Origin of the sequence: Actinoallomurus sp. NPDC050550 (genome assembly GCF_040655075.1) — a bacterium.
Classification (GTDB): Bacteria; Actinomycetota; Actinomycetes; order Streptosporangiales; family Streptosporangiaceae; genus Actinoallomurus.
The window spans coordinates 13623-40206 of record NZ_JBFAJC010000026.1; the positions used below are offsets into that span (position 1 = coordinate 13623).

Here is a 26584-nt window from a genome sequence, read left to right on the forward strand (position 1 = left end):
CGGGCCCTCGTCCGGCTGATGATGTGGCCTCGGTGGCGAAGGGCACCGAACCGCCGGGCAGCCCGAGCCCGGCGGACGGCGCGGACCTGGCTGTACCGCGCCCGCGCACGATGGACGTGTACCGGCAGTGGTGGCTGCACGACGCGCGCTGGTACCAGGGGGTGGCGAAGCGGTTCGGGCACGCCGCCGCCAACGAGATCAACGCCGAGGCCCTCCGCTACGTCGCCGTCAACGTCGGCAAACGGGTCCGCCGCCAGTTCGGCGGCGGCCCGGCCGCCGACCTGGAGGAACTGCGCCGCCGGTACGACGCGTGCTCGGAGTGGATGTTCCCGAGCGAGCTGCGCGATGGCGGCACCGCCGTCGTCGCCGACGACCTGATCGAGCTGACCATGCGGCAGAACTTCGCCGTCACCATGGTCCGGATGGCAGGATCGCTGGACGGCTACGAGTGCCCGTGCACGGACATCCACGCCGGCTGGTCGGAAGGGCTCGGCGTCGAGCTCACCCGCAACTGCGCCACCGCCTGCCTCCGCACCGGCGACCCGTCCTGCCGCCTCCTGATGGGCATCGCCGACCCGACTCTATAATAGTAACTATACTTATGATTGCTGTACTAGTGAGAAGTACAGTTGCGTTAGACTGCTGCCATGGTGGCCCTGGAAAAGCCTGAGCGGGTGTTCGACCGCTCGTTCGAGTGGTCCGCGTTGGCGCGGTTCGCGACGTCGGTGAGTCCACATGCCCGGTTGGGCCTGGTCAGCGGTCGGCGCAGACAGGGCAAGACCTTTGTGCTTCGAGCGTTGGCCGAGGCCACCGGGGGTTTCTACTTCACCGCTGTGGAGGCGACAGCCACGGACTCGCTGCGCGAGTTCGGAGCGGCCCTCGCCGAGCACGCGGGCAGCCGGGCCCCGTACGCGCTGACCGACTGGGGTGACGCACTTCGGGTGCTTGGCGACATCGTCGGAGACGGGCTGGCGATCATTGATGAGTTCCCCTACCTCATCAAGGCGGACGGGGCCATCCCGTCGATTTTCCAAAGAAGGCTCGACGAGCTCGCGTCGCGGCCCGGCGAGACCAGCCCGCGCTTCCTCCTGTGCGGCTCGGCGATGTCCGTCATGGGGCGGCTGCTCGCCGCGAACGCGCCGCCGCGGGGACGAGCGAGCATGGAACTGCTCGTCAAACCGTTCGACTATCGGACCGCAGCGGAGTTCTGGCAGATCGACGATCCCAAGCTCGCGGCGCTGGTGCACTCGATCGTCGGCGGGACGCCCGCCTATCGGCAGGAGTTCGTCGGTGGGGACACTCCGGAGTCCCTGGCCGACTTCGATGACTGGGTCATGCGGACGGTCCTCAGTTCCTCTGTGCCGCTCTTCCGGGAGGCTCGCTACCTCCTGGCCGAGGAGACCGATATCCGGGATCCGGCGCTGTACAACTCGGTGCTGGGCGCGATCGCCGCCGGAAACGCCACGCGCGGAGGGATAGCGAACTACATCGGCCGTAAGTCGTCGGAGCTGATGCACCCCCTCAATGTGCTGGAAGACGCCGGCCTGATTACTCGTGAGTCCGATCCCTTTCATGCGCGCCGGTCTCGCTTCCGCATCACCGAGCCGCTGATCACCTTCTATGAGGCTGTGATGCGCCGGGCGTGGACGCAGTTGGAGCAGCGTCAGGCGGCGCAGGTGTGGAAACGGAGTCGTCCGACCTTCCTGGCGCAGGTAGTGGGGCCACACTTCGAATCCCTGTGCCGTGCGTGGGCGGTCCAGGCAGACGGTGACGTCTTCGGTGACCTGCCAGGCGAGGTGGCGGCCGGCGCCGTCGCGGACTCCGCCAACAGGACCCAGATCGAGGTCGACGTCGCGGTCCTGTCTTCGTCGGACGAACGGCGGATCCTGTCGCTCGGCGAGGCCAAGTGGGGCGTCGTCATGGGCATGCGCCATCTCGACCGGCTACGGCGGGCCCGCGACCTGCTCTCGGTGAAGGGGTACGACACATCGGAGACCTGGCTCGCGTGCTATTCAGGCGCAGGCTTCGACGACGAACTCCGGGCTGCGGCACAGCGCGATCGTGTTCTCCTGGTCGACCTCGATCGGCTGTATGCGGGGTGAACCGTCAGGTGTACGGCCCGAGGTCGCCGGTGACGAAGCCGCGGAGCAGGGCGAACGCCTGGTCGGGAGCCTCCCGGAAGACACCATGCCCGGTGTCCGGCAGGACGTGCAGTTGCACTGAAGCGTTGGTGAGTCCGGCGGCGACGCGCCGGGCGGCCGATTCGGTCGCCACCGGGTCGTCCGCGCCGGAGAGGACGAGCGTCGGACAGGTCACCTTGTCGAGCCGGTCCCACGGGTCGAACTGCGTGACGAGGACGTGCCGGAAGTGTTCGAGGACGTCGTAGTTCCATGTGATCCGGCGCAGCCGGTCGGCGCCATCGGGGTCGCTGCCGGGCTTGCGGGAGTACAGCGGAAGACAGATGCGCTCCCACGCCTCACGGATGTTCTCAGCCTTCTCTCCGGCGAAGTAGCGGCGGGCCACCTCGCCGGCCTCGCTGCCGCCGAGCCGTTCGAAGATGGACAGTCGTTCCTCGACGGGCCCCGGCATGGCACTGTCGAGCACCAGCTTGCCGATTCGGTCCGGATGGCGCAGGGCCGTGATCAGAGCAACCCAGCCGCCACTGGAAGTGCCGACCAGGATGGGGTCGGCGATGCCGAGTGCGTCGCAGAAGTGGATGACATCATCCGCCCACTGCTCCCAGGTCCAGGATCCGGGGTAGCCGCGGTCGGATCGGCCGCTTCCCCGCTGGTCGAGGTAGACCACCTGGGCGAACTCGGTGGCCGCGCGGAAGACCGGCTTGAAGACCGAGTGATCGGCGCCCGGCCCGCCGTGCAGCGCGACGATCGTCGGACGCTCGACCATCCTGGGCCCTTCCGGGACCAGCTCACACCCGTCGACGTCGAAGTAGAGGACGACGTCATCGACTCGGATCCGCATTGCCTCATTCTGCGATTGCCCGGGTTCTCGATCCGGAGGTTGGCCAGGATCGGTCCCTGCCGCCGTTGTTGACGGCGGATACCGGGCGAAGCGGACCCCGTGCCGTCCATTCCGACGGCAACGAGTCAACGGCGGCTACGAAGTGGCTGCTGCTATGTCGAACCAGACGACGACCTGGCCGTTTCCTAGGACTTCGAAGCCCCAATCTTGCGCCAGTGCCTGCATGATCGGGAGGCCGCGTCCGCCTTCGCTGTACGGGTCCTCGACGTAGTGCGGAAGGGTGTCGCCGCCCTTGTCGATGACCTTGACCCGCACGCTGCTCTCCGCGACGAATGCGAGGACCGTGACGGTGTTCCCGCGACTGTGCCGGACACTGTTCGTGAATGCCTCCGAGAGCAGCAGGACGGCGTCGTCGCACGCTGGATGGGTCTCGCCGAGCATTTCGGTGAGCCACCTCCTCGCGTCCGCCGCCGTCTCGGGCGTCGCGGGGAAGAGCCGGCTGTCTGTGCGTTTCGCCGGGAACCGGCCGTCGGGAATTCTCGGATTCATGCGCACAGCGTGGCCTCAGCCAATTACTCTCGGCTACATCTCGAACGCTCCAAGTGAAGATCGAGCACTCCATCTGTCTGGAGCCCCCATGAGCAACGAGCCGATCGACCCGAAGTCCTCCGCCCGCGCGTTCTACGCGGTCCAGCTCAAGCGGCTGCGCAGCGAGCGCAAACTGACCCAGGCCGAACTCGGCGGCCACCCTGCGGTCATGGTCTCCGACAAGCTCATCGGTCACGTCGAGAACTGCTACCGCCCGCCGACCCTCCGGCTGTCCGAGGGACTGGACAAGGCCTTCGACATGCGCGAATTCTTCGAGGGCATGTACGCCGCCATCAAACGCGAGTCCGGAATCCCGTCTCAGTTCTGGGACTACGCTGAGCAGGAATCGCTCGCATGTGGCATCAAGTCGTACCAGCATTTTCTGGTTCAGGGACTTGTTCAGACCGAGGAGTACGCGCGCGAGGTCCTACGGGTGGGTCAGCGTCCGGATCGCCTTGATGAACTGGTTGCGGCGCGCCTGAACCGACAGGAGATCCTGCGCAGTGAGGATCCGCCATGGCTGACGATCCTGCTGGACGAGTCTGTCATCCGCCGCGTCGTCGGCAACCGTGGAATCATGCAGCGGCAACTGGAACATCTCCTGGCCATGATGCAGGGCCCAAACGTGGTCATCCGGATCGTCCCATCGGGAGCTCCGGTCTATTTGTCAGGAGCGTTCAATCTGCTCAGCTTTCACGACGCGCCGAGTATCGCCTATGTCGAGGGAGTCGGCGGCCACGGCCAGATCATCGAGCCCGGCAGACAGGTCAGCGACCTTGAAGTACTGTTCGATCAAGCTGGAGCACAAGCGCTGCCGGTCGGAGACTCGGCGAAGCTCATCCGGGCGGTCTTGGAGGATCTGTGAGCACTATCCGAGCCTTGGCGACATGGCGTAAGAGCAGCTACAGCGGTCAGGAAGGCACCGACTGTGTCGAGGTCTTGCGGCTGGGCGGGTCGTCTGCCGCGAACCCCGAGTGAGCCGAGGACCGACGGTGCGGTAGACCGGCATCTATGACGGACCACGCGCTCGTGCGGGCAGGCGGGATCCTGGGATGCCTACGCTGGCGATCCTGATCGGGTTGCAGGCGTCGGGGAAGACGACGTTCTATCGCCAAGAGCTCGCGCCCGCGTACATGCACGTCAGCAAGGACAATTTCCCGAAGGCGCGGCATCGGCAGCGGCGGCAGATGCGGCTCGTTGAGGAGGCGCTGGCAGAGGGCCGGGACGTCGCGGTCGACAACACCAATCCCGCGCCCGAGGAGTGGTGGCCGTTGGTCGAGGCTGCGCGGCGGCATGGGGCGAAGGTCGTCGGTTACTGGTTTCCTCCGGATGTTCCCGGCACGCTGCGGCGCAACGCGGCGCGTACGGGGGAAACCCAGGTGCCCGACGTCGGGATCTATGCCACTCTCAAACGCCTGCGCCGTCCTCGGCGGCCTGACGGGTTCGACGAGATCTACGCCGTCCGATTCGACGGGGCGGGTGGGTTCGACGTCCGGCTGGCGGAGGAGGAGACGGAGTGAGGAGCAACGAGCTCGAGGCGCGGATGCGGGCGCTCGAGTGGTTCCACTCGCTGACCGTTCTGCCAGGCGCGTGGTCCGTGATCCGGGTCGACGGGCGTTCCTTCTCCCGATTCACCGAGGATCGTTTCGACAAGCCCTTCGACGCGCGGTTCTCCGGCTTCATGACCGAGACGGCGCGCGCCCTGGTGACCGAGCTCGGTGGCCGCTACGCCTACACCGAGAGCGACGAGATCTCCGTTCTGCTCGACCGGTCCTCCGACCTGTTCGGACGGGAGGTGGAGAAGCTGGTCTCGATCGCCGCGAGCGTCGCCACCGCCGCATTCACTCTCGCCGTCGGCGAGGCCGTTCACTTCGACGCCCGCGTGTGGGTGGGCACCGGCGTGGGCGACGTCGTCGACTATTTCTCCTGGCGGCAGGCTGACGCGGCGCGCTGCGCCCTCAACGGCTGGTGCTATTGGACGCTGCGAGGCGAAGGCCGGTCACGCCGGGAGGCAACGCGGATGCTGCAGCACACGAGCGTCGCGGACAAGAACGAGCTCCTCTTCGCGCGCGGCGTCAACTTCAACGACGTGCCCGTCTGGCAGCGTCGCGGGATCGGGCTCTGGTGGGAGAGCTTCGAACGGCCGGGACGCGATCCGGTCCGGGGTGCCGTCACCGCCGTTCGGCGACGGCTCCACGTCGAGAGCGATCTTCCGATGAAGGACGATTATCGGGACCTCGTCCGGCGGATCGCCGAGGCCGAAGAGAGCCCGGTCCGCCTGCCTGAATAATGTGCACTTGTGATCACATTTGCGAACGCCCGGGTCGTGACCGTCCGACGGGTTCTTGATCCCGGCTGGCTGACGGTCCAGGACGGGCGGATCCGCGGTGTCGGCGCGGGTGATCCTCCGCCCGGTGACGGGCCGGTGCACGACCTCGGTGGCCGGTATGTCCTTCCCGGGTTCGTCGACCTGCACATGCACGGTGGAGGCGGCGCGCAGATCACCACCGATGACCCGGAGGAGATCCTCGCGGCGGTCGCGTTCCACCGCGCGCACGGGACGACGCGTACGCTGGCCAGCCTGGTCACCGACGAACTCGACCGGATGGCCGCGTCGGTCCGTACGATCGCGGAGATCATCCGAGGCTTCAACGACGCGTCGATCGTCGGCGTGCACCTGGAAGGGCCGTTCCTCAACCCGGCCAAGCGAGGGTCGCACCACGCGGAGTTCCTGCTGCCCCCGGACGTCACGGCTCTGCGGCACCTGCTGTCCGCCGGTGACGGCACCGTCCGAGTGGTGACGCTCGCGCCGGAACTGCCCGGTGGCATGGACCTGCTGCGCGAGGTCGTCTCAGCGGATGTGATCGCCGCCGTCGGGCACACGACGGCCGACTTCGATCAGGCCCGGCAGGCGTTCGCCTCCGGGGCACGGCTGGCGACGCACCTGTTCAACGCGATGCGCGACTTCCACCACCGCGACCCGGGCCCGGCCGGCGCCGCGCTCGCCGACGACGCCGTCACCTGCGAGCTGATCAATGACGGCTTCCACGTCCACGAGGAGGCGGTCCGCATCGCCGTGGGCGCCGCGGGGCCGGAGCGGATCGCCCTCATCACCGACGCCACTCCCGCCGCCGGGATGACCGACGGCAGCTTCCATCTCGGGCCGGTTCCGGTGTTCGCGCGGGACGGCAAGGTGACGTTGTCCGACGGCACGATCGCGGGCAGCACTCTGACCATGGACGCCGCCGTACGGCATGCGGTGCACTGCGTCGGCCTCCCGATCACGACGGCGGCGATCGCGGCGGCCACGACCCCGGCCACCGTGCTCGGCATCGCCGACCGTACGGGCAGCATCCACCCCGGCAAGGACGCCGACCTCGTGGTCCTCTCAGACCGGCTGCACGTCGAGACGGTGCTCAAGCGGGGGACCGTCGTCCACGGGAACCTGCGTTGACGCGTCACCGCCGCCGGCTGCGAGCACTAGGCCGAACCGGCGACGCGGGCCGTTTCCGGAGGGAGGACACGGCCGTACGGGAGGAGCTACGCCGCCGGTACGACGCGTGCTCGGAGTGGATGTTCCCGAGCGAACTGCGCGATGGCGGCACGGCCGTCGTGGCCGACGACCTGATCGGGCTGACCATGCGGCAGAACTTCGCCGTCACCAGGGTCCGGATGGCCGGCTCCCTGGGCGGCTACGAGTGCGCGTGCACCGACATCCATGCCGGCTGATCAGAGTGTCTCGCCGTAGTGGTCTTCCTGCGCGCGGTACCAGCGTTCTTCCCAATTCCTGGCATCCCTGGCGGTGTCCACGCATCGCCTGCACGTGACGCGATCCGGGTCGTCGCAGATCATGTCCTCGGTAGTAGCGTGCGGGCCGCATAGCGGCATAGCAACGCCGTTCTTGACCTTGCCCGGCAGGTGGATTACAGGCTCCGCCGACTTGCTCATGCCCGACACAGTACGCCCGTTGCGAACCCGAACTCGAGTAATGGGAGTGTGAGCGGTACTAACCTGAATCGCCGCCGCCGAGCCCATCGCCTACCTGAGGATTGCGCATGCCCCTTTTCGAAGACCTCGCTGACGGGAGCCGGCACCGGCGAATCAGGGTGTCCGAGGAATGGGAGCCGCTGGGTCCCGGCTACGAGCGGGCGCGGGATGACTTTCTCGCCGCCTTCGCCACCGCTCCGCTCGCCGACGGCCTGATAATGTGTGGCGGTCTTCTGCATAATGCCTGGCTCGGCGAGACCGTTTTCCCCGCCGACGACTTCTACTTCATCGGCAGGGACCGGCCGGACTACCTGAACGATTGGTACGCAGTGCGGAAGCTGAAGGAGATCATTCAGACGGTCGCCGACGGGGAGCCGCGTGGCGAGGGCGCGACGCGTTTCCAGGCGTCCGGTGCCTCGGCGCGGCAGACCAACCGTTCGATGCGGGAGGACGAGCTGGAATTCGTCTTCGAGCACGGGTACCCGCAGTACATGCTCGACCTGCCGTGGCTGGACGCGGACGGCCGCTCCGGGCGACTCGAGGTCGAGGTCTGGTGCGAGACGTCCCCGCCTCTCTCGGATATCACGGCCTTCCCTCGGTCCACCGGCGGGGATCCGATCGAGCTCCGCACCGAAACGCCGCACGAGAACCTGGAGCACATGCTCCGGTTCCTGCTGGCTCCCATGGAGCCGGCCTACGGCGTCGAATCGACGAAACGCCAGGAGCGGAGCCGCGCCTTTGCCCTCTACTCTGCGGCGCTCCTGGCCGAGACTCTTCAGGCGCGCCCCGAAACCCTCTGGTCGCTGCGCTGGTACACCCGCGAGCACCACGAGCACCTCGGCTCCCTCCGCTTCGAATGGCGTCCTCGGCGACGAGCTCGAGGCCCTGGCGGTCGCTCTCGGACAACCTGGCCCTCCGACCTCCGCGGAACGCCCGACGAGTACACCCGCCGCCTGCAAGCCGCCCTCGCTCCGCTTCTCGACGGCGCGTGACGTTGAAATCAGTGGGGGTATCTCTGCAGAACCTCTGCAGGTGTGTAAGGAGGGTCTGAAGGACCGGCAGGTGATCGAGGACGGCCTCGAGGAGGCCGGGGAAGCGGGCGTCGAGGTCGTCGCGGCGGAGGGTCACCGGCGCGATCATCGAGTACGTGGAGCACTCCCCAGAGGCCGCCGAAGCCCGCTTCCGCGGCTGAGTTCGGATCCGCCGAAAGCGGACGTCAGGTCCGCGAGGAGGCGCAGGGCCGCTGCGGACGGGGAGTCCGGCTCGGCGTTCCAGACCATGATGCGCTGGCCCTGGTCGTCCGGGAGCGGCAGGACCTCCTCGGACAGGGTGAGCGCGCCGACGAGCGGGTGGCGGTACTCGCGGGTGTTGTGCATGCAGTCGCCGACCGGGTGCGCGGACCACAGCGCGGCGAACTCCGGGCTCTTCATCGCCAGCTCGCCGACCAGCGCGGTCAGCGCCGGGTCGTCCGGGTAGCGGCCGGCGGCCAGGCGCAGGTAGGCGACGGCGTCGCGCGCCTTCTTCCGCCAGTCCGCGTACAGCTCGCGGGTGTGCGAGTCGAGGAACAGCAACCGAGCCATGTTCGGCCGATCGGCCGGGCGCTCGGGGGCCTCGACGTCCAGGTGCCCGGCGAGCAGTGCGTGGGCCATCGGGTTCCACGCGAGGGCGTCGGTGCGGCGCCCGATGACCATGGCGGGGACGTTCCCGAAGGACTCGATCATCAGCCGTACGCCGGGGCGGACCCGCTCCGGGCGGGGACGCCGCCGTGCGGTCGGGGTGGGGCGGGCGAGGCCGTGCAGGTACGCGCGTTCGCCCTCGTCGAGGTTCAGCGCGCGGGCGATCGCGTCGAGGACGGCGTCGGAGGCGTTCTGGCTCTGTCCCTGTTCCAGGCGCGTGTAGTAGGCGACGCTGACCCCGGCCAGCTGCGCGAGCTCCTCACGCCGCAGCCCCGGGACGCGGCGCCGGCCGCCGTAATGGGTGAGCCCGACGTCCTCGGGGCGCAGCCGCGCACGGCGTGACCGCAGGAATTCTCCCAGTTCCGCCCGCTTGTCCATGCCGTCCAGTATGTCGCTGCGCCGGGCGCGGAGCCTGACCCTGCCAGTGGTACGAATCCGGGGCGTACGCGAGACAGGGGGCTGGGTACGGCTCGCCGCGCGCCGGAGTCTCTTCCCGTACGAACTCCCCTCACGGAAAGGGACGGTCATGGCCGTTCTGGAACAGGTCCCCAGCCGGGCGGCGCGGATGACGGCGCGGCAGCGCATGGTCCTCGGGTTGCTGCTGGGCGCGCAGTTCATGCTCGCCGTCGACTTCTCGATCCTCAACGTCGCGCTCCCGGCCGTCGGCGAGGGCCTGGGCTTCGGGCTGCACACTCTGCAATGGGTGGCGAGCGGGTTCGCGTTGCCCGCCGCCGGCCTCACCTTGCTGTCGGGACGGGTCGCGGACCTGTTCGGACGGCGGCGGATGTTCCTCATCGGCATGGCGCTGCTGGCCACCGGGTCGCTGGTCGGCGGCCTCGCCGTCTCCTCGGCGATGCTGCTCACCGGCCGGGTGCTGCAGGGCGTCGCGACCGCGATCGGCACCCCGGCGGCGCTGTCGCTGCTCACCACGTCCTTCCCGGAAGGGCCGCTGCGCTCCCGGGCGCTCGGGCTGAACGGCGCGCTGATGTCCGCCGGATTCACCGCCGGCGCGGTCCTGGGCGGCGTGCTCACCGACCTGCTGAGCTGGCGCTGGGCGTTCCTGGTCAACGTGCCGATCGCGGTGTTCATCCTTGCCGTCACGCCGAAGCTCGTCGCCGGGGGCCGGGCCGCCGGGGAAACGCGGCTCGACGTTCCGGGCGCGGTCACGGTGACGGGAGGCCTCCTCACCCTCGTCTACGGCGTCACCTCGGCGGGGGAGCGGGGCTGGACGGCTCCGGTCACACTCATCTCCCTGGCCGCCGCCGCGGCGCTGCTGGTGGCCTTCTGGTTCGCCGAGGCGCGGGCGGCGGCCCCGCTCGTGCCGGTACGGATCCTGCGGCGGCGCACGGTGGTGTGGGGCAACGCCGCCGGGCTCATCGCCTTCCTCACCGAGACCTCGCTGGTCTTCCTGATGACGCTGTACCTGCAGGAGGTGCTCCGCTACTCGCCGCTGGTCACCGGGCTCGCGTTCGGCGTCCTCGGCGCGGGCACCGTCACCGGCGGACTCCTCGGCGCCCGGGTGATCGCCCGGATGGGGACGTACCGGGTGCTGGTCGGCGCGTTCGTCCTCCAGGCGGCCGCGACCGCGTCACTGGTCGCGCTCGGCGACGCCCGTGACTGGATCGCGCTGTTCCTGGTCGCCTCCTTCGTCGGTGGCGTGGGGAACATGCAGGCGATCGTCGCCTTCATGGTGACGGCGACGTCCGGGCTGCCGGACGACGAGCAGGGGCTGGCCACCGGGCTCGCGACGATGACCCAGCAGATCGGGATCACCATCGGCATCCCGATCATGAGCGCGATCGCCGCCGCCCGTACGAGCGTGCTCGGCGGCCCGCACGCCATGGCGGTCCTGGGCGGAGTACGGCTCGCCGTGCTCGTCAACGCGGCGATCACACTGGTCGGCGCGCTGCTGGTAGCGGTCCTGCTGCGTCGACGCGCCGACGGGTAAGCGCCAGCGGGCTTCGGCGCGCGCTGCCCAGCCGACGAAGTCGGCTGGGCGGTCGGTTCAGACGTTGAGGTCGCCTGCGCGACGCAGGGCGCCACGCAATGGCGCAGGCGGTCGACTCTGAACCCGCCCTGGCGAGCGCGTGTGGGGCAGGCTGTCACTTCCGGTTCGGCGGTCAGCGGTCTTTCGGACATGTCCCAATAACCGATGGTTCACCCTCGTCCAGCTAGCTGATCACTGAGCGATGAGGGCGTTACGGTCCTTGGCGCGCAGCCGGCCCCCGGGACGCCCGTACGGGGCCGTGAGGTCGCAATCCACGCGCAGGTTCGCGAGGCGATCCGTGTTGACGGCCGTTCCGCCGAGATGAGTCGGCGCCGGCGAAATATCCGAAGGGAATTCCGCAATGGGCAATGTGAAGAGCAGGTTGGCGGCCTTGGGCGCCATGAGCGCCATCGGGGCGGCCATGGTCGTCGTCAATGCCGCGCCGGCGTCGGCCGCGGTCTGGCAGCACACGAACTGGGCCTATACGAAGGACTCCGGTGGCGCCGGAGGAAGGGCCCGAATCGAGATCTTCAAGTCGCGGGGCGGCAAGTGGGGAGGCAATTACACCCGCCTGACCAAGCTCGTCGTCCTGGACCGGGACGGCAACGACCACAAGGTCGCCTACGCGAGCCTCTGGACGAAGAACAGAAACGGGAAATGGGCGATGGTGACGACCAACGCGCCCGGCGACGCCCCCCGGTACTGGAGGATGTGGGACGACTCGAAGCACGGTGATCAGGGGAAGGACTACAGCTCGCTCGGCTACTACTACACGAGCGGCCGGACCATCAAGGCGCGGGTCTGCCTGGTGAACAAGGTCCTGCAGACGAGCGGCGCCAAATACTGCAGCTGGACCACGCAGATCAGGGTGCCCTGACGCCGGCGGGCCACTCGGGTCACCCGTCCGCCAGCTCCAGGAGCCGGGTGACGGTGTTCCAGTTGCGGACGGTCGCCCGGATGCCGACGCGCCTGGCCAGGATCGGCGGGAGCTTCGCCCGGCCGAGGCCGTTCGGGAAGTAAAGATAGAGGTCGTGTTCGCCCAACCCGAGCTCCTCGGGGGCGAACTCCGCCGGGTCGAGGGCGCGCAGCCGCTCGTGGTCCGGGGGCTCGGCCAGGAACGCCACGGCGAACTTGGCCGGGTCCCGGACCTCGAGAGGGTTGTTCTCGACGATCGCGCGCAGCTCTTCGGCCGTGCGCACCATCACCGGGACGGTACGGCCCACCACCGCGGCGAGCCCGTCCCCGATCGCGGCGGCGATCTCCTCCGCCGGTGCCTCCTGCGCGGTGAACACGGCGTTGCCGCTGTTCAGATGGGTCCGTACGGTGGTGTGGCCGAGCCCGGCCAGCACGTCCTTGAAGTCGGTCATGGCGACCTTGGTGTCGCGGCCGACGTTGACCCCGCGCAGGAGAGCGACGTAGCGAGCCATGGCCCTACTCCACGGTCACGGACTTGGCGAGGTTACGGGGCTGGTCGACGTCGTGGCCCCGGGCGGTGGCCAGCTCGCAGGCGAACACCTGGAGCGGCACCGTCGCCACGAGCGGCTGCAGGAGCGTCGGCACGGCCGGTACCCGGATGAGCGTGTCGGCGTACGGAGCGACGGTCTCGTCGCCCTCCTCGGCGATGACGATCGTACGGGCCCCGCGGGCGCGGATCTCCTGGATGTTGGAGACGATCTTGTCGTGGAGGATCGGCCGGGCGCGCGGCGGCACGACGACCACGACCGGCAGGTCCTGCTCGATCAGCGCGATCGGGCCGTGCTTCAGCTCACCGGCGGCGAAGCCCTCCGCGTGCATGTACGCGAGCTCCTTGAGCTTCAGCGCGCCCTCCAGGGCCACCGGGAAGCCCACGTGGCGGCCGAGGAACAGCACGCACCGCTCGTTCGCCAGCGAGCGGGCCAGCTCGCGGACCGGCTCGACCGTGCCGAGGACGGCCTCGACCTTCTCCGGCATAGTGTTGAGCAGCTGGACCATGGCGAAGACCTCGTCGCCCCACTTGGTCCCCCGGACCTGCGCGAGGTACAGCGCGATCAGGTAGACGGCGACGAGCTGGGTGAGGAACGCCTTCGTCGAGGCGACCGCGATCTCCGGGCCGGCGTGGGTGTACAGCACGCCGTCGCACTCGCGGGGGATCGTCGAGCCGTTGACGTTGCAGATGCCGAGCACGTTGGCGCGCTGCTCACGCGCGTGGCGCACGGCCATCAGGGTGTCCATCGTCTCGCCGGACTGCGAGATCGCGATCACCAGGGTCGTGCGGGTGAGGATCGGGTCGCGGTAGCGGAACTCGCTGGCCAGCTCCACCTCACACGGGATCTGCGCCCAGTGCTCGATGGCGTACTTGGCGATCATCCCCGCGTGGTACGCCGTGCCGCACGCCACGATGATGATCTTCTCGACGTCGCGCAGCTGCTGGTCGGACAGGCGCATCTCGTCGAGGGTCAGCCGCCCGTCCGCGCCGACGCGGCCCAGCAGGGTGTCGGCGACCGCCCGCGGCTGCTCGGCGATCTCCTTCAGCATGAAGTAGTCGTGGCCGCCCTTCTCGGCGGCGGAGACGTCCCAGTCGACGTGGTACTCCTTCACCTGCGCCGGAGTGCCGGCGAAGTCGGTGACGGTCACCCCGGACGGGCGCAGCTCGACGACCTGGTCCTGGCCGAGCTCGATCGCGTCGCGGGTGTGCGCGATGAAGGCGGCCACGTCGCTGGCGAGGAAGTTCTCCCCGTCGCCGACGCCGACGACCAGCGGGGAGTTACGGCGTGCGCCGACGACGAGGTCCGGCTCGCCGGCGTGCACCGCGACCAGCGTGAACGCGCCCTCGAGGCGCCCGCAGACCCGCCGCATCGCCTCGGTCAGGCCCACGCCCTTGGCGACCTCCTCCTCGAGGAGGTGCGCGACGGCCTCGGTGTCGGTGTCGGAGGACAGCTCGTGGCCGCGCTCCTCCAGCTCGAGGCGCAGGGCCGCGAAGTTCTCGATGATGCCGTTGTGCACGACCGCGACCGCGCCGGTGCAGTCGGTGTGCGGGTGGGCGTTGCGGTCGTTCGGCGGCCCGTGGGTGGCCCAGCGGGTGTGGCCGATGCCCGCATGGCTCTGCGGCGGCGGGCTCTCGGCGAGCGCCTCGCGCAGGTTGACCAGCTTGCCGGCCCGCTTGGTGACCGTCAGCTTCCCATCGGCCAGAACGGCCGCGCCGGCCGAGTCGTAGCCTCGGTATTCCAGTCGGGCGAGCCCGTCGACGACCACGTCGAGAGCGGACTGCGAGCCGACGTACCCTACGATTCCGCACATGGGACGCCAGCGTAATGGCTCCAGCTGAGCGACTAGACCAGTGCGGCCGCCAGCGTCCGCATCCGGCAAAGATCACCCTTTGTGGGCATCAGGGAACGCTAAGGTTTCGCCATGATCGCTGATGGGGGCAGCGTGCCCAGCCCCTATGTCGACTTCGGCCGCGAGGAGTGGCGAGAGCTGCGCGCGGGGATGCCGCTTTCGCTCACACCGGACGAGCTGGAGGCCATCCGCGGGCTGAGCGACCCCATCGACCTCGGCGAGGTCGAGCAGGTCTACCTGCCGGTGGCCCGGCTCATCGGCCTGTTCCGGGCCGCCGACGGACGCCTGCGGGACGCGGTGGGCGCCTTCCTCGGCGACCCGGTCGAACCCACCCCGTTCGTCATCGGCATCGCCGGCAGCGTCGCCGTCGGCAAGTCGACCGTGGCGCGCCTGCTGCGGACGCTGCTCGCCCGCGGGCCCGGCGAGCCGGACGTCGAGCTCGTCACCACCGACGGCTTCCTCTACCCGAACGCGACACTGGCCGAGCGCGGGCTCATGAGCCGCAAGGGCTTCCCGGAGTCGTACGACCGCCGGGCGCTGCTGCGGTTCGTGTCCGCCGTGAAGGCGGGCGCGGCCGAACTGTCCGTCCCGGTGTACGACCCGCTGTCCTACGACATCGCGCCCGGCGCCCGGCAGGTCGTCCGGCGGCCCGACATCCTCATCGTGGAGGGCCTGAACGTGCTGCAGACCGCCCGGCCGGGCGGCCTCGCGGTGTCGGACCTGTTCGACTTCTCGCTCTACGTCGACGCCCGGATCGACGACATCCGCCGGTGGTACATCGACCGCTTCTTCGACCTGCGGCGCACGGTGTTCACCGACGAGCGGTCCTTCTTCCACCCGTACGCGCAGGTGCACGAGGATGAGGCGGCGGCGTACGCGGAGAAGCTCTGGCGGGACGTCAACGAGGTCAACCTCGTGGCCAACATCCTGCCCACCCGGGACCGCGCCACCCTCGTCCTGCACAAGGACCGCGACCACCGGATCCACCGCGTACGCCTCCGCCGCATCTGAGGCTCGTACCTGATGGCGCTCGCTCCGCGAGTCGCGGGCGTCCCACGCGCCGTCTTCCCTCGTCGCTTCGCTCTCGGCGCTCCTCAGTCCAGACGGCGCGCGCCCGCTCACGCTCCGGTCGTTTCGCTCCCGCCGCTCCTCAGTCCAGACGACGCGCGCCCGCTCACCGGGGCCGTACGACCAACAGTGAGCAGCAGGCGCCGAAGACCGCGACCGCCGCCAGCGCGGCGCCCGTCACCGCCAGGGCGTGACCGGTCGGCGGTGCCACGCTGAGGAACAGCGTGCCGAACGTCGCGACGCCCACCACCTGACCGAGCTGGCTCATCGTGACGAGCAGACCGCTGGCGTCCGCCGCGTCCGAGACCGGGACGTCGGCGAGCGCCATCGTCAGCATCGGGCTGAACGCCCCGCCCAGGCCGAGGCCGGTCAGGCCCATCGCCACCTCGAGCCCCGCCCCGCCGGACTGGAAGGTCCCCAGCCCGACGTAACCGACGGCCGCCACCAGGAAGGCCGCCGGGATCATCAGGCGGTGCCACCGGGCGGGCACCCGCCGCCAGTTCAGGCTGGACAGCGCGAAGCCTCCGGCGCCGGGGATGAAGGACAGGCCGGCCCGCAGCGGCGTCTCGCTCAGGCCGCCTTGCAGGTGCAGGGCCAGGCTGAACAGGAACCCGCCGAAGGTCGCCATGCAGACGAAGATCGCGGCCGCACCGGGGAGGACGCCGGGTGTGCGCAGCAGCCGGCCCGGGATCAGCGGAGCGGCCGCCCGGCGCTGCAGGGCCACGAAGACGCCGAAGAGCACGACGCTGCCGGCCAGCATCAGCCAGCCCCATCCGGGCCAGCCCTCCTCGTGCCCGAGCACGAGCGGCACGACGAAGCACACGACCGCCGCGGACAGGCCGATCACGCCGGGGAGGTCCAGGCGGCGGCCCGGCTGACCGGTGTCGCCCGGCAGGACGCGCGGCCCGGCGAGCAGCAGCACGATCCCGATCGGGACGTTGACGAGGAACACCGGGCGCCAGCCGGTGCCGAGGATGTCGGCGCTGACCAGGGCACCGCCGACGACCTGCCCGACGACGGCGCCGCCGGACAGCACGGCCGAGTAGACGCTCAGCGCACGCGCCCGGGCGGTGCCGGTGAAGGTTCGTTGGATGAGGCTCATCACCTGGGGCACCATGAGCGCGGAGCCCGCTCCCTGGACGAACCGGAACGCGATGAGCAGGCCGGTCGTCCCGGCCAGCCCGCACGCCAGGGACGCGGCGGTGAACACCGCCAGCCCGCCCAGGAAGGCGCGCCGGTGCCCGAGGATGTCGCCGAGCCGCGCACCGGTGATGAGCAGCATGGCGTACGCGATGGTGTACCCGGCGATGACGAGTTGCAGGCCCGCGCCGGAGGCGTGCAGGTCGGTACGGATGGTGGGGGCGGCCACGTTGACCACGGTCACGTCGAGGACCGCCATGAACTGGCCGAGCATGATGATCGTTAGTAGACCGCCGCGGCGGACCGGTGTGGGTGCCGCCGGGGCGTCGAGGGTGATCTGGGCCATGCGTCGAGCCTGCGGGCGGCGCGGTACGGGTGGTGAGAGCCCAGTGATACTGGTGTTGCCAGCACCCGCCACCGCGATTCAGCGTCTCCGCGCCGCCGAGTCCCCGCGCCCCGCGCCACGACGGTCCGTCGTCGGGGGCCGGATTCGCCGGTTCACAGTAGGCCTTGGTGATCAACGTGTCATGATCATCGGGCTGGATTCCCGGGCAACCGGGACATACCTCATATCCCCCTTCGAGCTAGACGCCGTGAACTCACGCATCCTCGCCCTCGCCACCGCCGCCACGGCCACCGCGCTCCAGTTCATCCCCGCCTTCAGCGCCAAGGCCGATCCCAAGACCGGCCGCAAGTACGACATCAAGGCGCCCTATACCTCGGCCGGCGCGCTCCTCCCTGAAGGCGTTACGGGGGCCCGTCTCCGCCCTGACACCTTCGGCAAGATCTTCACCACCGCGGATCGCTGGAGCCGCGCCAAGGGGTGAGCCGGGGCCGCGGTGAGCACGCCCGTCGTCCGGCGGAGCCGCGATCAGCACGCCCGTCGTCCCGGCGGGGCTGCAGTGAGCGTGCCCGTCGTCCCGCCGGGACCGCGATGAGCACGCCCGTCGTCCCGGCCGGACCGTACACCGGCGGCGCGGGCGTGTGGCGCGCCGCGCGGTACGGGTGGTGAGAGTCCGCTGATACTGGTGTTGACAGCACCTGGCACGGCCGCCGGGGTTGCCGCACCATGGACGGATGACCGTGACCACCCCGCGACGGCGGACCGAGCTGGCAGCCTTCCTGCGCAGCCGCCGGGAGCGCATCACCCCCGCCGATGTGGGCCTGCCGCCCGGTCTGCGCCGCCGTACGCCGGGCCTACGCCGCGAGGAGGTCGCCCAGCTCGCCGGAGTCGGGGTGACCTGGTACACCTGGCTCGAACAGGGCCGGCCGATCAACGTGAGCGTCCAGATCCTCGACGCGATCGCTCGCACGCTCCGTCTCGACCAGACCGAGCGCGAGCACCTCTACCGGCTGGCGGACATCCCCTCGGTGCCCGGCCCGGCGCTCCACGAGCGTCTCGAGCCCCAGGTGCAGACGGTCCTCGACGGCTTGGTGCCCCTCCCGGCGGCGGTGATGAACAGCCGTTACGACGTCCTCGCGTGGAACACCGCGTATGCGGCGATGTGGCCGAGGGTGCGGGAGAACGACGTGCCTCGGAACCTCCTGTGGCGGCTGTTCGTGACCCCGGAGTGCTGCAGCCCGATGGTGAACCGCGACGAGGAGCTGCCGCAGATGGTCGCGACTTTCCGCGGGGCGTTCGGCCGGCACCTCGGCGAGCCGTCCTGGACGGAGCTCGTCCAGAACCTGTCCTCGGCCAGCCCGGAGTTCGCCGAGATGTGGGCCGCGCACGACGTCGCCGTCCCGTCGACGCGTGTGAAGGTCTTCCGGCACGCCTCGGTCGGCGTGATCCGGCTGTCGGTGGTCAACTTCGCCGTCAACGCCACCCCGGAGACCCGGATGGCCGTCTACACGCCGGCCGACGCGGAGAGCCGCGAACGCATCCAGTGGCTGATCGACCACCCCGGCGCCCCCGCCGTCGACCACGTCCACGAGGTGACGACCCGCGTGGAGTGATAAACCTGGTCGAGTGATCGTCGGAGTGGGGATCGACGTCGTGGACGTCGCCCGATTCGCCAGGTCGCTGGAGCGCACGCCGAATCTCGCCCTCCGGCTCTTCACCGACCACGAGCGCGAGCTGCCCGTACGGTCCCTGGCTGCGCGGTTCGCCGCCAAGGAGGCCCTCGCAAAGGCGCTCGGCGCGCCGGGCGGCCTCCAGTGGACCGACGCGGAGGTGCGCCGGGCCGAGAACGGCCGCCCGACTCTGCACGTCAAGGGCACCATCGCGGAGGCGGCCCGCCGGCTGGGCATCACCACATGGCATGTGTCGCTCAGCCACGACGGCGGCGTCGCCGTCGCGGTGGTCATGGCCGAGAACGTCCGATGAGGAGGCGAGCGTGATGCGGTACGCGCACGAGGTGGAGAAGGTACGGACCGCCGAGCGAGCGCTGATGGCCCGCCTGCCCGAAGGCACGCTCATGCGGCGCGCCGCGGCCGGCCTGGCCGCGGTCTGCGCCCGGCTCCTCAGCAGCGGGCACGAGGTCGGTCTGGGGGTCTACGGCGCGCCGATCGTCCTCCTGGTCGGCAGCGGCGACAACGGCGGCGACGCCCTGTACGCGGGCGCGGGCCTGGCCCGGCGCGGCGCGCGGGTCACCGCGATCCTGGCCGGGACCAAGACCCACGAGGGCGGGCTGGCCGCGCTCCGCGCCGCCGGCGGCAGGGCGGCGCCCGCCACGGACGAGGCCGCGGCCGAGATCGACCGCGCCGACCTGATCATCGACGGCATGCTCGGCATCGGCGGCCGGGGCGGCCTGCGCGAGCCGTACGCCTCCCTGGCCGGACGCGCGGCGGACAGCGGCGCGGTGGTCGTCGCCTGCGACCTGCCCAGCGGCATCGACGCGAGTACCGGCCAGGTCGACGGCGCGGCCGTCAAGGCCGACGTCACCGTCACCTTCGGCACCTACAAGCCGGGCCTGCTCGTCGACCCGGGCGCCCGGCACGCGGGCGTGGTCGAGCTCGTCGACATCGGCCTCGGCCCGTACCTTCCCGACCCGGACGTCTGCGCGCCGCGCGGCGAGGACGTCGCGGCCTGGCTGCCCCGGCCGACCCACGAGTCGGACAAGTACCGGCGCGGCGTCGTCGGTGTGCTGGCGGGCGGAGCGGCCTTCACCGGGGCCGCCGTCCTCGCCGTCGGCGGGGCGGTGCACGGCGGCGCAGGCATGGTGCGGTTCGCGTCGTCCGAGCACCCGGTGGAACTGGTCCGGCACCGCTGGCCGGAGGCCGTCACCACCGTCATCGGCGACTCGCTGGACTCGGTCGGGCGCGTGCAGGCGTGGGTGGCCGGGCCCGGGCTCGGCACGGATGAGCGCGCCGAGGCGCTGCTCGTCCAGGCCCTCGCCTCGGACCTGCCGGTTCTCGTGGACGCCGACGGGCTCACGATCCTGTCGCGCCGCCGGGACCTGCTGTGGCGGACCCCGCCGACGCTGCTCACCCCGCACGCCGGGGAGCTGGCCCGGCTGCTGGGCACGGACGCCGCCGAGGTCGAGGCGCGGCGGCTGGAGCACGTGCGCCGCGCCGCCGAAGAGCTGAACGCCACCGTCCTGCTCAAGGGCTCCACCACGGTCATCGCCGAGGCCGAACGCCCGGTCCGGGTGAACCCGACCGGCACGCCCTGGCTGGCCACGGCGGGCACCGGCGACGTCCTGTCCGGCCTCACCGGCGCGCTGCTGGCCGGCGGCCTGCCGGCGATCGACGCGGCTGCGGCCGGGGCGTACCTGCACGGCCTGGCCGGACGGCTGTCCGCCGACCCGAACGGCGACGGTGCCGCGCCGATCAGCGCGTACGACGTCGTCGACGCTCTACCCGCCGCGTTCCGCACCCTGTCCGCCTGACCGAGACAGGCGGTCGGCGTCGTACGAGGCGTTCCGCGCACCCGCTCATCGGAGGGCGATCTGTGGCGCGTGTTCGGTTGGTTTTCGTCTGACCGGGACGGACGGCCGATGTCGTGGTGTTCCGTGGCCGCCTGATCGGACCGGGGCCTTCGCCGCGTATCCGGCACGGTCTCGCCTGACCGGGCCGCGAGGATGGCCGGAGCTCACGCCGATGGCTGCCACACTGGAACGCATGGTGAACGTCCCCGCGACAGCGCGTGTCGACCTGGCGGCGATCAGGCATAACGTCGGCGTCCTCCGCGAGAAGGCGGCGGGCGCCGAGGTCATGGTGTGCGTCAAGGCCGACGGGTACGGGCACGGCATCGTCCCGGTCGCGCACTCCGCGCTGGCGGGCGGCGCGAGCTGGCTGGGCGTGGCCTCGCTGGCCGAGGCGATGACGCTGCGGCGGGCCGGCGTCGACGCGCCGCTGTTGTGCTGGCTGTACGGCCCGGGCGAGCCGTTCGAGGAGCCCATCGGCGCCGGGGTCGACCTGACGGCGAGTTCGGTGGGCCAGGTGGAGGAGATCGCGCGGGCCGCCGTGCGCGCCGGCCGTACGGCGCGGCTGCACCTCAAGGCCGACACCGGGCTGTCCCGCAACGGCGCGCCCGCTGCCGAGTGGCCCTCGGTCGTCGACGCCGCGCTCCGCGCCCAGGCCGACGGGCCGGTGCGGGTGGTGGGGCTGTGGTCGCACATGGCGTGCGCGGACGAGCCGGGTCATCCGTCGATCGCCGCGCAACTGAAGATCTTCGCCGAGGCCGTCGAACTGGCCGAGAAGGCCGGCGTACGCCCGGAGCTCCGGCACCTGGCCAACTCCGCGGCGACGCTCACGATCCCGGAGGCGCACTACGACCTCGTCCGGCCCGGCATCGCCGCGTACGGCCTGACCCCCATCCCGGGCCGTGATTTCGGCCTGCGGCCCGCGATGACCCTCACCGGGCGGCTGGTCAACGTCAAGCGGGTCCCGCCGGGCACAGGCGTGTCGTACGGGCATCGCTACCTCACCGAGGGAGAGACGACGCTCGGGCTCGTCCCCCTGGGATACGCCGACGGGATCCCCCGCAGCGGCACCAACGTCCTGGAGGTCTGGGCGGCGGGGCGTCGGCGGCGTATCGCCGGCACGGTCTGCATGGACCAGTTCGTCATCGATGTGGGCGACGACGCGATCGAGGCCGGGGACGAGGTGATCCTCTTCGGCCCGGGCGATCGGGGCGAGCCCACCGCCCAGGACTGGGCCGACCAGCTCGGCACCATCTCGTACGAGATCGTCACCCGCATCGGCGCCCGCGTCCCCCGCGTGTACGAAGGATCCCCCGAGTGAACAAGAAGCGCATTGGTCTGATCGGTGCGGCGGTCGGCACGTCCGCCGCGATCGGCGTCGGCGCGGTCGTCGCCGCCCGCAAGTACGCCGTCGGGCGGGCCCGGCTGGCCCCGGACCCCGACGCGGGTGAGCCGTTCGGCGAACTGCGCGGGCGTCCGCTGACGGTCGAGGCGACCGACGGAGTGCCCCTCCACGTCGAGATCGAAGGACCGGACGACGCCCCTTTCACGGTCGTCTTCTGCCACGGCTACGCCCTGAACCAGGACTGCTGGCACTACCAGCGCCGCGACCTCGGCCGGGACGGCGACCTGCGGATGGTCTTCTGGGACCAGCGCAGTCACGGCCGGTCCGGGCGCAGCGACCTGACCCACGCCACCGTCGACCAGTGCGGCGCGGACCTGTTCGCCGTGCTGGCGGCCACCGTCGAGCCGGACACGCCGGTGGTCCTGGTCGGCCATTCGATGGGCGGCATGACGATCATGGCGCTGGCGGACGCCCACCCGGAGCTGTTCGAGAGCGGCCGGATCGCCGCCGTCGGTCTGATCAACACGTCCTCGGGCGAGCTGGCGGAGCTGACCCTGGGCCTGCCGATGGCGTTCGGGAAGGTGTTCAAGGCGGCGCTGCCCCGGGTGACGCGCAGCCTCGGCGGCAAGCCCGCCGAGCTGATCGACCGGGGGCGGCGGGTCGGCGCCGACGTGGCGTTCATGGTCACCCGCCGGATCGCCTTCGGCGACAAGAACGTGAGCCCGACGGTCGTGGACTTTCTGGAGCAGATGATCCGGGCGACGCCGATCGACGTGATCGCGGAGTTCTATCCGACGCTCGCGGCCCACGACAAGCTCGCGGCGCTGGAGGTGTTCGAGGACGTGCCCGCGCTGGTGGTGGTCGGCGACGAGGACCGCCTGACGCCCGCCGCGCACGGGCGGGCGATCGCGCAAGCACTGCACGACGTCGAACTCGTCGAGGTGGCCGAGGCGGGCCACGTTTCCATGATGGAGCATCCTGAGATCGTCACCCAGGCGCTCGTCCGGCTGATCGACCGCGCGCGCCGCGTCGAGGAAGAGGAGCGGTCGGCGTGAAACCCATCCCGGTTCCCACCGATGAGGCGATGCGTGAGCTGGGCCGCAGGCTGGCCGGCGCGCTGCGCGCCGGAGACCTGGTCGTGCTGTCCGGGCCGCTCGGCGCGGGCAAGACGACGCTGACCCAGGGGCTGGGCGAGGGCCTGAAGGTCCGGGGGCCGATCACCTCACCGACCTTCGTCATCGCCCGGGTGCATCCGTCGCTGGCCGGGGGACCGTCCCTGGTGCACGCCGACGCCTACCGTCTCGGGGGTCTCGACGAGGTCGACGATCTCGACCTCGACCTGCAGGACGCCGTGACCGTCGTCGAGTGGGGCGAGGGCCTGGTAGAGGAGCTGTCCGAGGACCGCCTGGAGGTCACCATCGAGCGGGGTGACTCGGAGGAGCGCACCGTCCGGATCGCCGGTGTCGGGGCTCGCTGGGCGGACTCGCCGATCGATCACGTACTGTGACCGACTCAGTCGATTGACAGAACGTTGCCAGGTTCCTTTCCCGCTTGACGCAGACGTTTCAGAGATCTTGCAATACCCTCTCGAATAAATCTCACCTTCCAGGCAGATCAGTACATATGGGTCGAGGGGGAGAGATCCGGTGAGCGGTCGTCGTCGTGCCCCCCGCCCGGCCGGACGCAGCAGACGCGTCTGGGCCGTCGCGGGCGCCCTCGCAGTGGTCGTCGCGGTCTGTGCCGCAGCGGCGTTCGCCTTCCTTCGTACGGGCGACAACGTTCGGCACGCGGCGTCGTCGAAACAAGGCGGCGGGCCGCAGAACTCGCCCATGAGCGCCCCCGGAGGCTCCGAGCGCGACATCGTCCCCGACGCCTGCACCGCGCTGAGCCAGCAGGTCGCCGACCAACTCGCTCCGAGCGCCGAGCGCACCGAGATGGACCAGGAGAACCAGTCCGACCAGCACAGCGAGTGCGCGTGGAGCCTCTACGGGAATTCGGGCCGGCAGCTGTCCGTCGAGCTGCGCGCCATGAGTGCCCAGGGCAAGACCAGCGCGACCGCCGTCGCGACCCAGACGTTCGGCGCGGAGTGGGAGTCCGACCGCACGGGCAAGGACCTCGGCGACACCGTCCAGGTACGTGACAGCCGTGGCGTCAGCGGCGTCGGTGAACAGGCGTACGTGGTGTACACGGTGGACAAGGGCGAGGTCGGAGCGGCCGTCGCCAACGCCCGCCTCGCCAACGTCCTCGTCACCGTCCACTACTCCGGCGGCGACGGCCAGGACAGCGCCGCGCAGCCCCTCCCGTCCTCCGACGCCACGAACGGCGCCCTCTCCGCCGCCCGCGACGTCATCTCCAAGCTCCAGTCCCAGTCCTGACCCGGCCGGACCGGTGCCGTGGGCGCGCTACGCTCATAGGTCGTGCTGGTCTTGGCTTTCGACACCGCTACCGCCGCGGTCACCGTCGCCCTGAGCGAGGGCACCTCCGGCGGCGTTCGCCTGCGCGCCGAGTCGAACGCGGTCGACCGGCGGCGGCACGCCGAGGTGCTCGCCCCCGCCATCGCGACCGTGCTCGACGAGGCCGAGGTGACCCGGGCCGACCTGTCGGCCATCGCGGTCGGCGTCGGCCCCGGGCCGTACACCGGGCTGCGCGTCGGACTGGCGACGGCCCGCGCGCTCGGCGCCGTGCTCGGCATCCCCGTGCACGGCGTCTGCACCCTCGACGTCCTCGCCTGGCAGTCCGGCCGTACGAGCCCCTTCGTCGTGGCCACCGACGCCCGGCGCAAGGAGGTCTACTGGGCGAGCTACGACAGCGCCCGCACCCGCGCCGCCGGGCCCGCCGTCGGCAAGCCCGCCGAGGCGGCCGAGCCGGGGCTGTCCGCGATCGGGGAGGGCGCGCTGCTCTACGCCGACACGCTCGCCGGGCAGGAGCCCGCGCTGCCGTCCGCGGCCGCGCTCGCCGACCTGGTGATCACCCGGTTGAACGGCGGCGACGGCCCCGCGCTGGTGCCGCCCGTCCCGCTGTACCTCCGCAAGCCCGACGCCCGTGAACCCGGCCCGCGCAAACGGGTGACGCCGGCATGACGCTGCGCCCGATGACCGCCGACGACCTGCCCGACGTCCTGGCGCTCGAGCCCGTCCTGTTCCCCGAGGAGTCCTGGTCCGAGGACGCCTACCGCGAGGAGCTGGCCGACCTGAGCGGCACGCGGCACTACGTCGTGATCGAGGACGACGACGGGCGCTTCGCCGGCTGGGCCGGCCTGGCCGCCGTCGGTGACCAGGCCGACGTGCTGACCATCGGCGTCCGGCCGGAGTCGCAGGGGCGGGGGTTCGGCACCCGGCTGCTGACCGCGCTGCTGGGGGAGGCCGCCGCCCGCGGCTGCCCCGAGGTCTTCCTCGACGTGCGCGCCGACAACGACCGGGCGCGGCGGTTGTACGAGCGGTTCGGCTTCACCCAGGTCGGCATTCGCAAGCGCTACTACCAGCCGTCCGGGGTGGACGCGATCGTGATGGTCCGTGACGCGCGGCGGAGCGGAGTGCCCGCCGGACAGGAAGTGAGAAGATGAGGGACGAGCCCCTGGTCCTGGGGATCGAGACGTCCTGCGACGAGACGGGCGTCGGGATCGTGCGCGGCCACACGCTGCTCGCCGACGCCATCGCCTCCAGCGTCGACGAGCACGCGAGGTTCGGCGGGGTGGTCCCCGAGGTGGCGTCGCGAGCCCACCTGGAGGCCATGACACCGACCGTCGACCGCGCCCTGGCCGACGCCGGCGTGGCCCTGAACGACATCGACGCGATCGCCGTCACCGCGGGCCCCGGGCTGGCCGGCGCCCTCCTCGTCGGCGTCGCCGCCGCCAAGGCCTACTCCCTCGGCCTCGGCAAGCCGCTGTACGGCGTCAACCACCTCGCCGCCCATGTCGCCGTCGACCAGCTCGAACACGGCGCCCTGCCCAAGCCGTGCGTGGCGCTGCTCGTCTCCGGCGGCCACTCGTCGCTGCTCCTCGTCCCCGACGTCGCCTCGGACGTACGCCCGCTCGGCGCCACCGTCGACGACGCCGCCGGCGAGGCGTTCGACAAGGTCGCGCGGGTGCTCGACCTCGGCTTCCCCGGCGGCCCGTACATCGACCGCGCGGCCCGGGAGGGCGACCCCGGTTCGGTGTTCTTCCCACGCGGCAAGTACGACGACGGCACCTACGACTTCTCCTTCTCCGGCCTCAAGACCGCCGTGGCCCGCTGGGTCGAGGCCCGCGAGCGCGCCGGCGAGCCGGTCCCGGTCGCCGACGTCGCCGCGGCCTTCCAGGAGGCGGTCGTCGACGTGCTGACCAAGAAGGCCATCGCCGCCTGCAGGGACAACGGGGTCTCCCACCTGCTCATCGGCGGCGGGGTCGCGGCCAACTCCCGGCTCCGCGCACTCGCCCAGGAGCGCTGCGACGCGGCGGGAATCCAGCTGCGGGTGCCCCGCCCGAAGCTGTGCACCGACAACGGCGCGATGGTCGCGGCACTCGGCTCCGAGCTCGTCGCCTCCGGCCTGGCCCCCTCCCACCTCGACCTGCCTGCCGACAGCTCCCTCCCGATCACCCAGGTCCTGGCCTGATCGTTTAGGCCGGGGGCCACGATCGGAAGGGAACACGTGCGGG

At 70.9% G+C, this 26584-nt stretch carries 31 protein-coding genes; 23 read left to right on the forward strand and 8 right to left on the reverse strand.

What is annotated here, in order from left to right; genetic code table 11:
* The first annotated feature begins 32 nt into the window (after positions 1–32).
* Together AB0I04_RS30805 and AB0I04_RS30810 are read left to right on the forward strand one after the other, a co-directional pair.
* Positions 33–587, forward strand: coding sequence for a hypothetical protein (locus AB0I04_RS30805; protein ID WP_360892123.1), 555 nt, complete (start codon positions 33–35; stop codon positions 585–587).
* A gap of 60 nt (positions 588–647) precedes the next feature.
* Positions 648–2102 carry an ATP-binding protein gene (locus tag AB0I04_RS30810; RefSeq protein WP_360892125.1) on the forward strand — a complete coding sequence of 485 codons (1455 nt, stop codon included), beginning with the start codon at positions 648–650 and terminating at the stop codon, positions 2100–2102.
* A gap of 4 nt (positions 2103–2106) precedes the next feature.
* Here the strand turns inward: AB0I04_RS30810 and AB0I04_RS30815 are convergent, their stop codons facing one another.
* Together AB0I04_RS30815 and AB0I04_RS30820 are read right to left on the reverse strand one after the other, a co-directional pair.
* Positions 2107–2979 (reverse strand): alpha/beta hydrolase, encoded by an 873-nt coding sequence (locus AB0I04_RS30815; protein WP_360892127.1) that lies wholly within the window; start codon positions 2977–2979, stop codon positions 2107–2109.
* Between the two features lie 135 nt (positions 2980–3114).
* Positions 3115–3528: an ATP-binding protein gene (locus AB0I04_RS30820; RefSeq protein ID WP_360892130.1), complete on the reverse strand. Its 414-nt coding sequence runs from the start codon at positions 3526–3528 to the stop codon at positions 3115–3117.
* Positions 3529–3616: 88 nt separating this feature from the next.
* Here AB0I04_RS30820 and AB0I04_RS30825 point away from each other — a divergent pair, with 88 nt between their 5' ends.
* The 6 genes from AB0I04_RS30825 to AB0I04_RS30850 all read left to right on the forward strand — a co-directional run bounded on the left by AB0I04_RS30825 (position 3617) and on the right by AB0I04_RS30850 (position 7296).
* A complete protein-coding gene (locus tag AB0I04_RS30825) occupies positions 3617–4432 on the forward strand; it encodes a helix-turn-helix transcriptional regulator (protein WP_360892133.1) in 816 nt (271 codons plus the stop codon).
* Positions 4429–4545, forward strand: coding sequence for a DUF397 domain-containing protein (locus tag AB0I04_RS30830; protein ID WP_360892136.1), 117 nt, complete (start codon positions 4429–4431; stop codon positions 4543–4545). Before AB0I04_RS30825 ends, AB0I04_RS30830 begins: the two co-directional genes overlap by 4 nt.
* A gap of 74 nt (positions 4546–4619) precedes the next feature.
* On the forward strand, positions 4620–5087 hold the full coding sequence (locus AB0I04_RS30835) for an ATP-binding protein (RefSeq protein ID WP_360892139.1): 468 nt from the start codon (positions 4620–4622) through the stop codon (positions 5085–5087).
* Positions 5084–5857, forward strand: a complete 774-nt coding sequence (locus tag AB0I04_RS30840; RefSeq protein ID WP_360892142.1) for a tRNA(His) guanylyltransferase Thg1 family protein — start codon at positions 5084–5086, stop codon at positions 5855–5857. The genes AB0I04_RS30835 and AB0I04_RS30840 overlap by 4 nt, the downstream gene beginning before the upstream one ends.
* Positions 5858–5866: 9 nt before the next feature.
* Positions 5867–7021, forward strand: a complete 1155-nt coding sequence (gene nagA / locus AB0I04_RS30845) for an N-acetylglucosamine-6-phosphate deacetylase (RefSeq protein ID WP_360892145.1) — start codon at positions 5867–5869, stop codon at positions 7019–7021.
* Positions 7018–7296: a hypothetical protein gene (locus AB0I04_RS30850; RefSeq protein ID WP_360892148.1), complete on the forward strand. Its 279-nt coding sequence runs from the start codon at positions 7018–7020 to the stop codon at positions 7294–7296. Before nagA ends, AB0I04_RS30850 begins: the two co-directional genes overlap by 4 nt.
* Here AB0I04_RS30850 and AB0I04_RS30855 read toward each other — a convergent pair whose 3' ends face one another.
* A complete protein-coding gene (locus tag AB0I04_RS30855) occupies positions 7297–7515 on the reverse strand; it encodes a hypothetical protein (protein WP_360892151.1) in 219 nt (72 codons plus the stop codon).
* 107 nt (positions 7516–7622) lie between these two features.
* Here AB0I04_RS30855 and AB0I04_RS30860 point away from each other — a divergent pair, with 107 nt between their 5' ends.
* Positions 7623–8546 (forward strand): hypothetical protein, encoded by a 924-nt coding sequence (locus AB0I04_RS30860; RefSeq protein ID WP_360892153.1) that lies wholly within the window; start codon positions 7623–7625, stop codon positions 8544–8546.
* A gap of 144 nt (positions 8547–8690) precedes the next feature.
* Here the strand turns inward: AB0I04_RS30860 and AB0I04_RS30865 are convergent, their stop codons facing one another.
* Entirely contained in the window at positions 8691–9608 is a 918-nt protein-coding gene (locus AB0I04_RS30865) for a helix-turn-helix transcriptional regulator (protein WP_360892156.1), read from the reverse strand.
* Positions 9609–9756: 148 nt separating this feature from the next.
* Between AB0I04_RS30865 and AB0I04_RS30870 the strand changes: the two genes are divergently transcribed.
* Positions 9757–11178, forward strand: a complete 1422-nt coding sequence (locus AB0I04_RS30870; RefSeq protein WP_360892158.1) for an MFS transporter — start codon at positions 9757–9759, stop codon at positions 11176–11178.
* A 231-nt stretch (positions 11179–11409) separates the two neighbouring features.
* On the opposite strand, the gene AB0I04_RS30875 is transcribed toward AB0I04_RS30870, so the two are convergent.
* Positions 11410–11619 (reverse strand): hypothetical protein, encoded by a 210-nt coding sequence (locus AB0I04_RS30875; RefSeq protein WP_360892160.1) that lies wholly within the window; start codon positions 11617–11619, stop codon positions 11410–11412.
* Here AB0I04_RS30875 and AB0I04_RS30880 point away from each other — a divergent pair.
* Positions 11618–12094, forward strand: coding sequence for a hypothetical protein (locus AB0I04_RS30880; RefSeq protein WP_360892164.1), 477 nt, complete (start codon positions 11618–11620; stop codon positions 12092–12094). The genes AB0I04_RS30875 and AB0I04_RS30880 overlap by 2 nt on opposite strands.
* A 19-nt stretch (positions 12095–12113) precedes the next feature.
* On the opposite strand, the gene AB0I04_RS30885 is transcribed toward AB0I04_RS30880, so the two are convergent.
* A complete protein-coding gene (locus AB0I04_RS30885; protein WP_360892166.1) occupies positions 12114–12644 on the reverse strand; it encodes a DUF1697 domain-containing protein in 531 nt (176 codons plus the stop codon).
* A gap of 4 nt (positions 12645–12648) precedes the next feature.
* Positions 12649–14493: a glutamine--fructose-6-phosphate transaminase (isomerizing) gene (gene glmS, locus AB0I04_RS30890; protein WP_360892169.1), complete on the reverse strand. Its 1845-nt coding sequence runs from the start codon at positions 14491–14493 to the stop codon at positions 12649–12651.
* A 111-nt stretch (positions 14494–14604) separates the two neighbouring features.
* Here glmS and coaA point away from each other — a divergent pair, with 111 nt between their 5' ends.
* Positions 14605–15543 (forward strand): type I pantothenate kinase, encoded by a 939-nt coding sequence (coaA, locus tag AB0I04_RS30895; RefSeq protein ID WP_360892172.1) that lies wholly within the window; start codon positions 14605–14607, stop codon positions 15541–15543.
* A 163-nt stretch (positions 15544–15706) separates the two neighbouring features.
* Here the strand turns inward: coaA and AB0I04_RS30900 are convergent, their stop codons facing one another.
* Entirely contained in the window at positions 15707–17086 is a 1380-nt protein-coding gene (locus AB0I04_RS30900; RefSeq protein ID WP_360892175.1) for an MFS transporter, read from the reverse strand.
* Between the two features lie 181 nt (positions 17087–17267).
* On the opposite strand from AB0I04_RS30900, the gene AB0I04_RS30905 reads away from it, so the two are divergent.
* The 11 genes from AB0I04_RS30905 to tsaD all read left to right on the forward strand — a co-directional run bounded on the left by AB0I04_RS30905 (position 17268) and on the right by tsaD (position 26541).
* Entirely contained in the window at positions 17268–17567 is a 300-nt protein-coding gene (locus AB0I04_RS30905; RefSeq protein ID WP_360892178.1) for a hypothetical protein, read from the forward strand.
* A 250-nt stretch (positions 17568–17817) separates the two neighbouring features.
* Entirely contained in the window at positions 17818–18696 is an 879-nt protein-coding gene (locus tag AB0I04_RS30910; RefSeq protein ID WP_360892181.1) for a helix-turn-helix transcriptional regulator, read from the forward strand.
* 13 nt (positions 18697–18709) lie between these two features.
* Positions 18710–19066, forward strand: a complete 357-nt coding sequence (locus tag AB0I04_RS30915) for a holo-ACP synthase (RefSeq protein WP_360892184.1) — start codon at positions 18710–18712, stop codon at positions 19064–19066.
* 13 nt (positions 19067–19079) lie between these two features.
* Complete coding sequence (locus AB0I04_RS30920; RefSeq protein WP_360892486.1) at positions 19080–20570, forward strand: NAD(P)H-hydrate dehydratase; 1491 nt, start codon at positions 19080–19082, stop codon at positions 20568–20570.
* Between the two features lie 211 nt (positions 20571–20781).
* Entirely contained in the window at positions 20782–21927 is a 1146-nt protein-coding gene (alr, locus tag AB0I04_RS30925) for an alanine racemase (protein ID WP_360892187.1), read from the forward strand.
* The gene (locus AB0I04_RS30930; protein ID WP_360892190.1) at positions 21924–23006 is read left to right on the forward strand and encodes an alpha/beta hydrolase; all 1083 of its coding nucleotides are present in this window, start codon (positions 21924–21926) and stop codon (positions 23004–23006) included. The genes alr and AB0I04_RS30930 overlap by 4 nt, the downstream gene beginning before the upstream one ends.
* Before the next feature lie 29 nt (positions 23007–23035).
* Entirely contained in the window at positions 23036–23458 is a 423-nt protein-coding gene (tsaE, locus tag AB0I04_RS30935) for a tRNA (adenosine(37)-N6)-threonylcarbamoyltransferase complex ATPase subunit type 1 TsaE (protein ID WP_360892489.1), read from the forward strand.
* A 139-nt stretch (positions 23459–23597) separates the two neighbouring features.
* Complete coding sequence (locus AB0I04_RS30940; protein WP_360892193.1) at positions 23598–24326, forward strand: hypothetical protein; 729 nt, start codon at positions 23598–23600, stop codon at positions 24324–24326.
* 42 nt (positions 24327–24368) lie between these two features.
* On the forward strand, positions 24369–25031 hold the full coding sequence (tsaB, locus tag AB0I04_RS30945) for a tRNA (adenosine(37)-N6)-threonylcarbamoyltransferase complex dimerization subunit type 1 TsaB (RefSeq protein WP_360892196.1): 663 nt from the start codon (positions 24369–24371) through the stop codon (positions 25029–25031).
* Positions 25028–25513: a ribosomal protein S18-alanine N-acetyltransferase gene (rimI, locus tag AB0I04_RS30950; RefSeq protein ID WP_360892199.1), complete on the forward strand. Its 486-nt coding sequence runs from the start codon at positions 25028–25030 to the stop codon at positions 25511–25513. The genes tsaB and rimI overlap by 4 nt, the downstream gene beginning before the upstream one ends.
* Entirely contained in the window at positions 25510–26541 is a 1032-nt protein-coding gene (gene tsaD, locus AB0I04_RS30955; protein WP_360892202.1) for a tRNA (adenosine(37)-N6)-threonylcarbamoyltransferase complex transferase subunit TsaD, read from the forward strand. The genes rimI and tsaD overlap by 4 nt, the downstream gene beginning before the upstream one ends.
* Positions 26542–26584 lie beyond the last annotated feature (43 nt).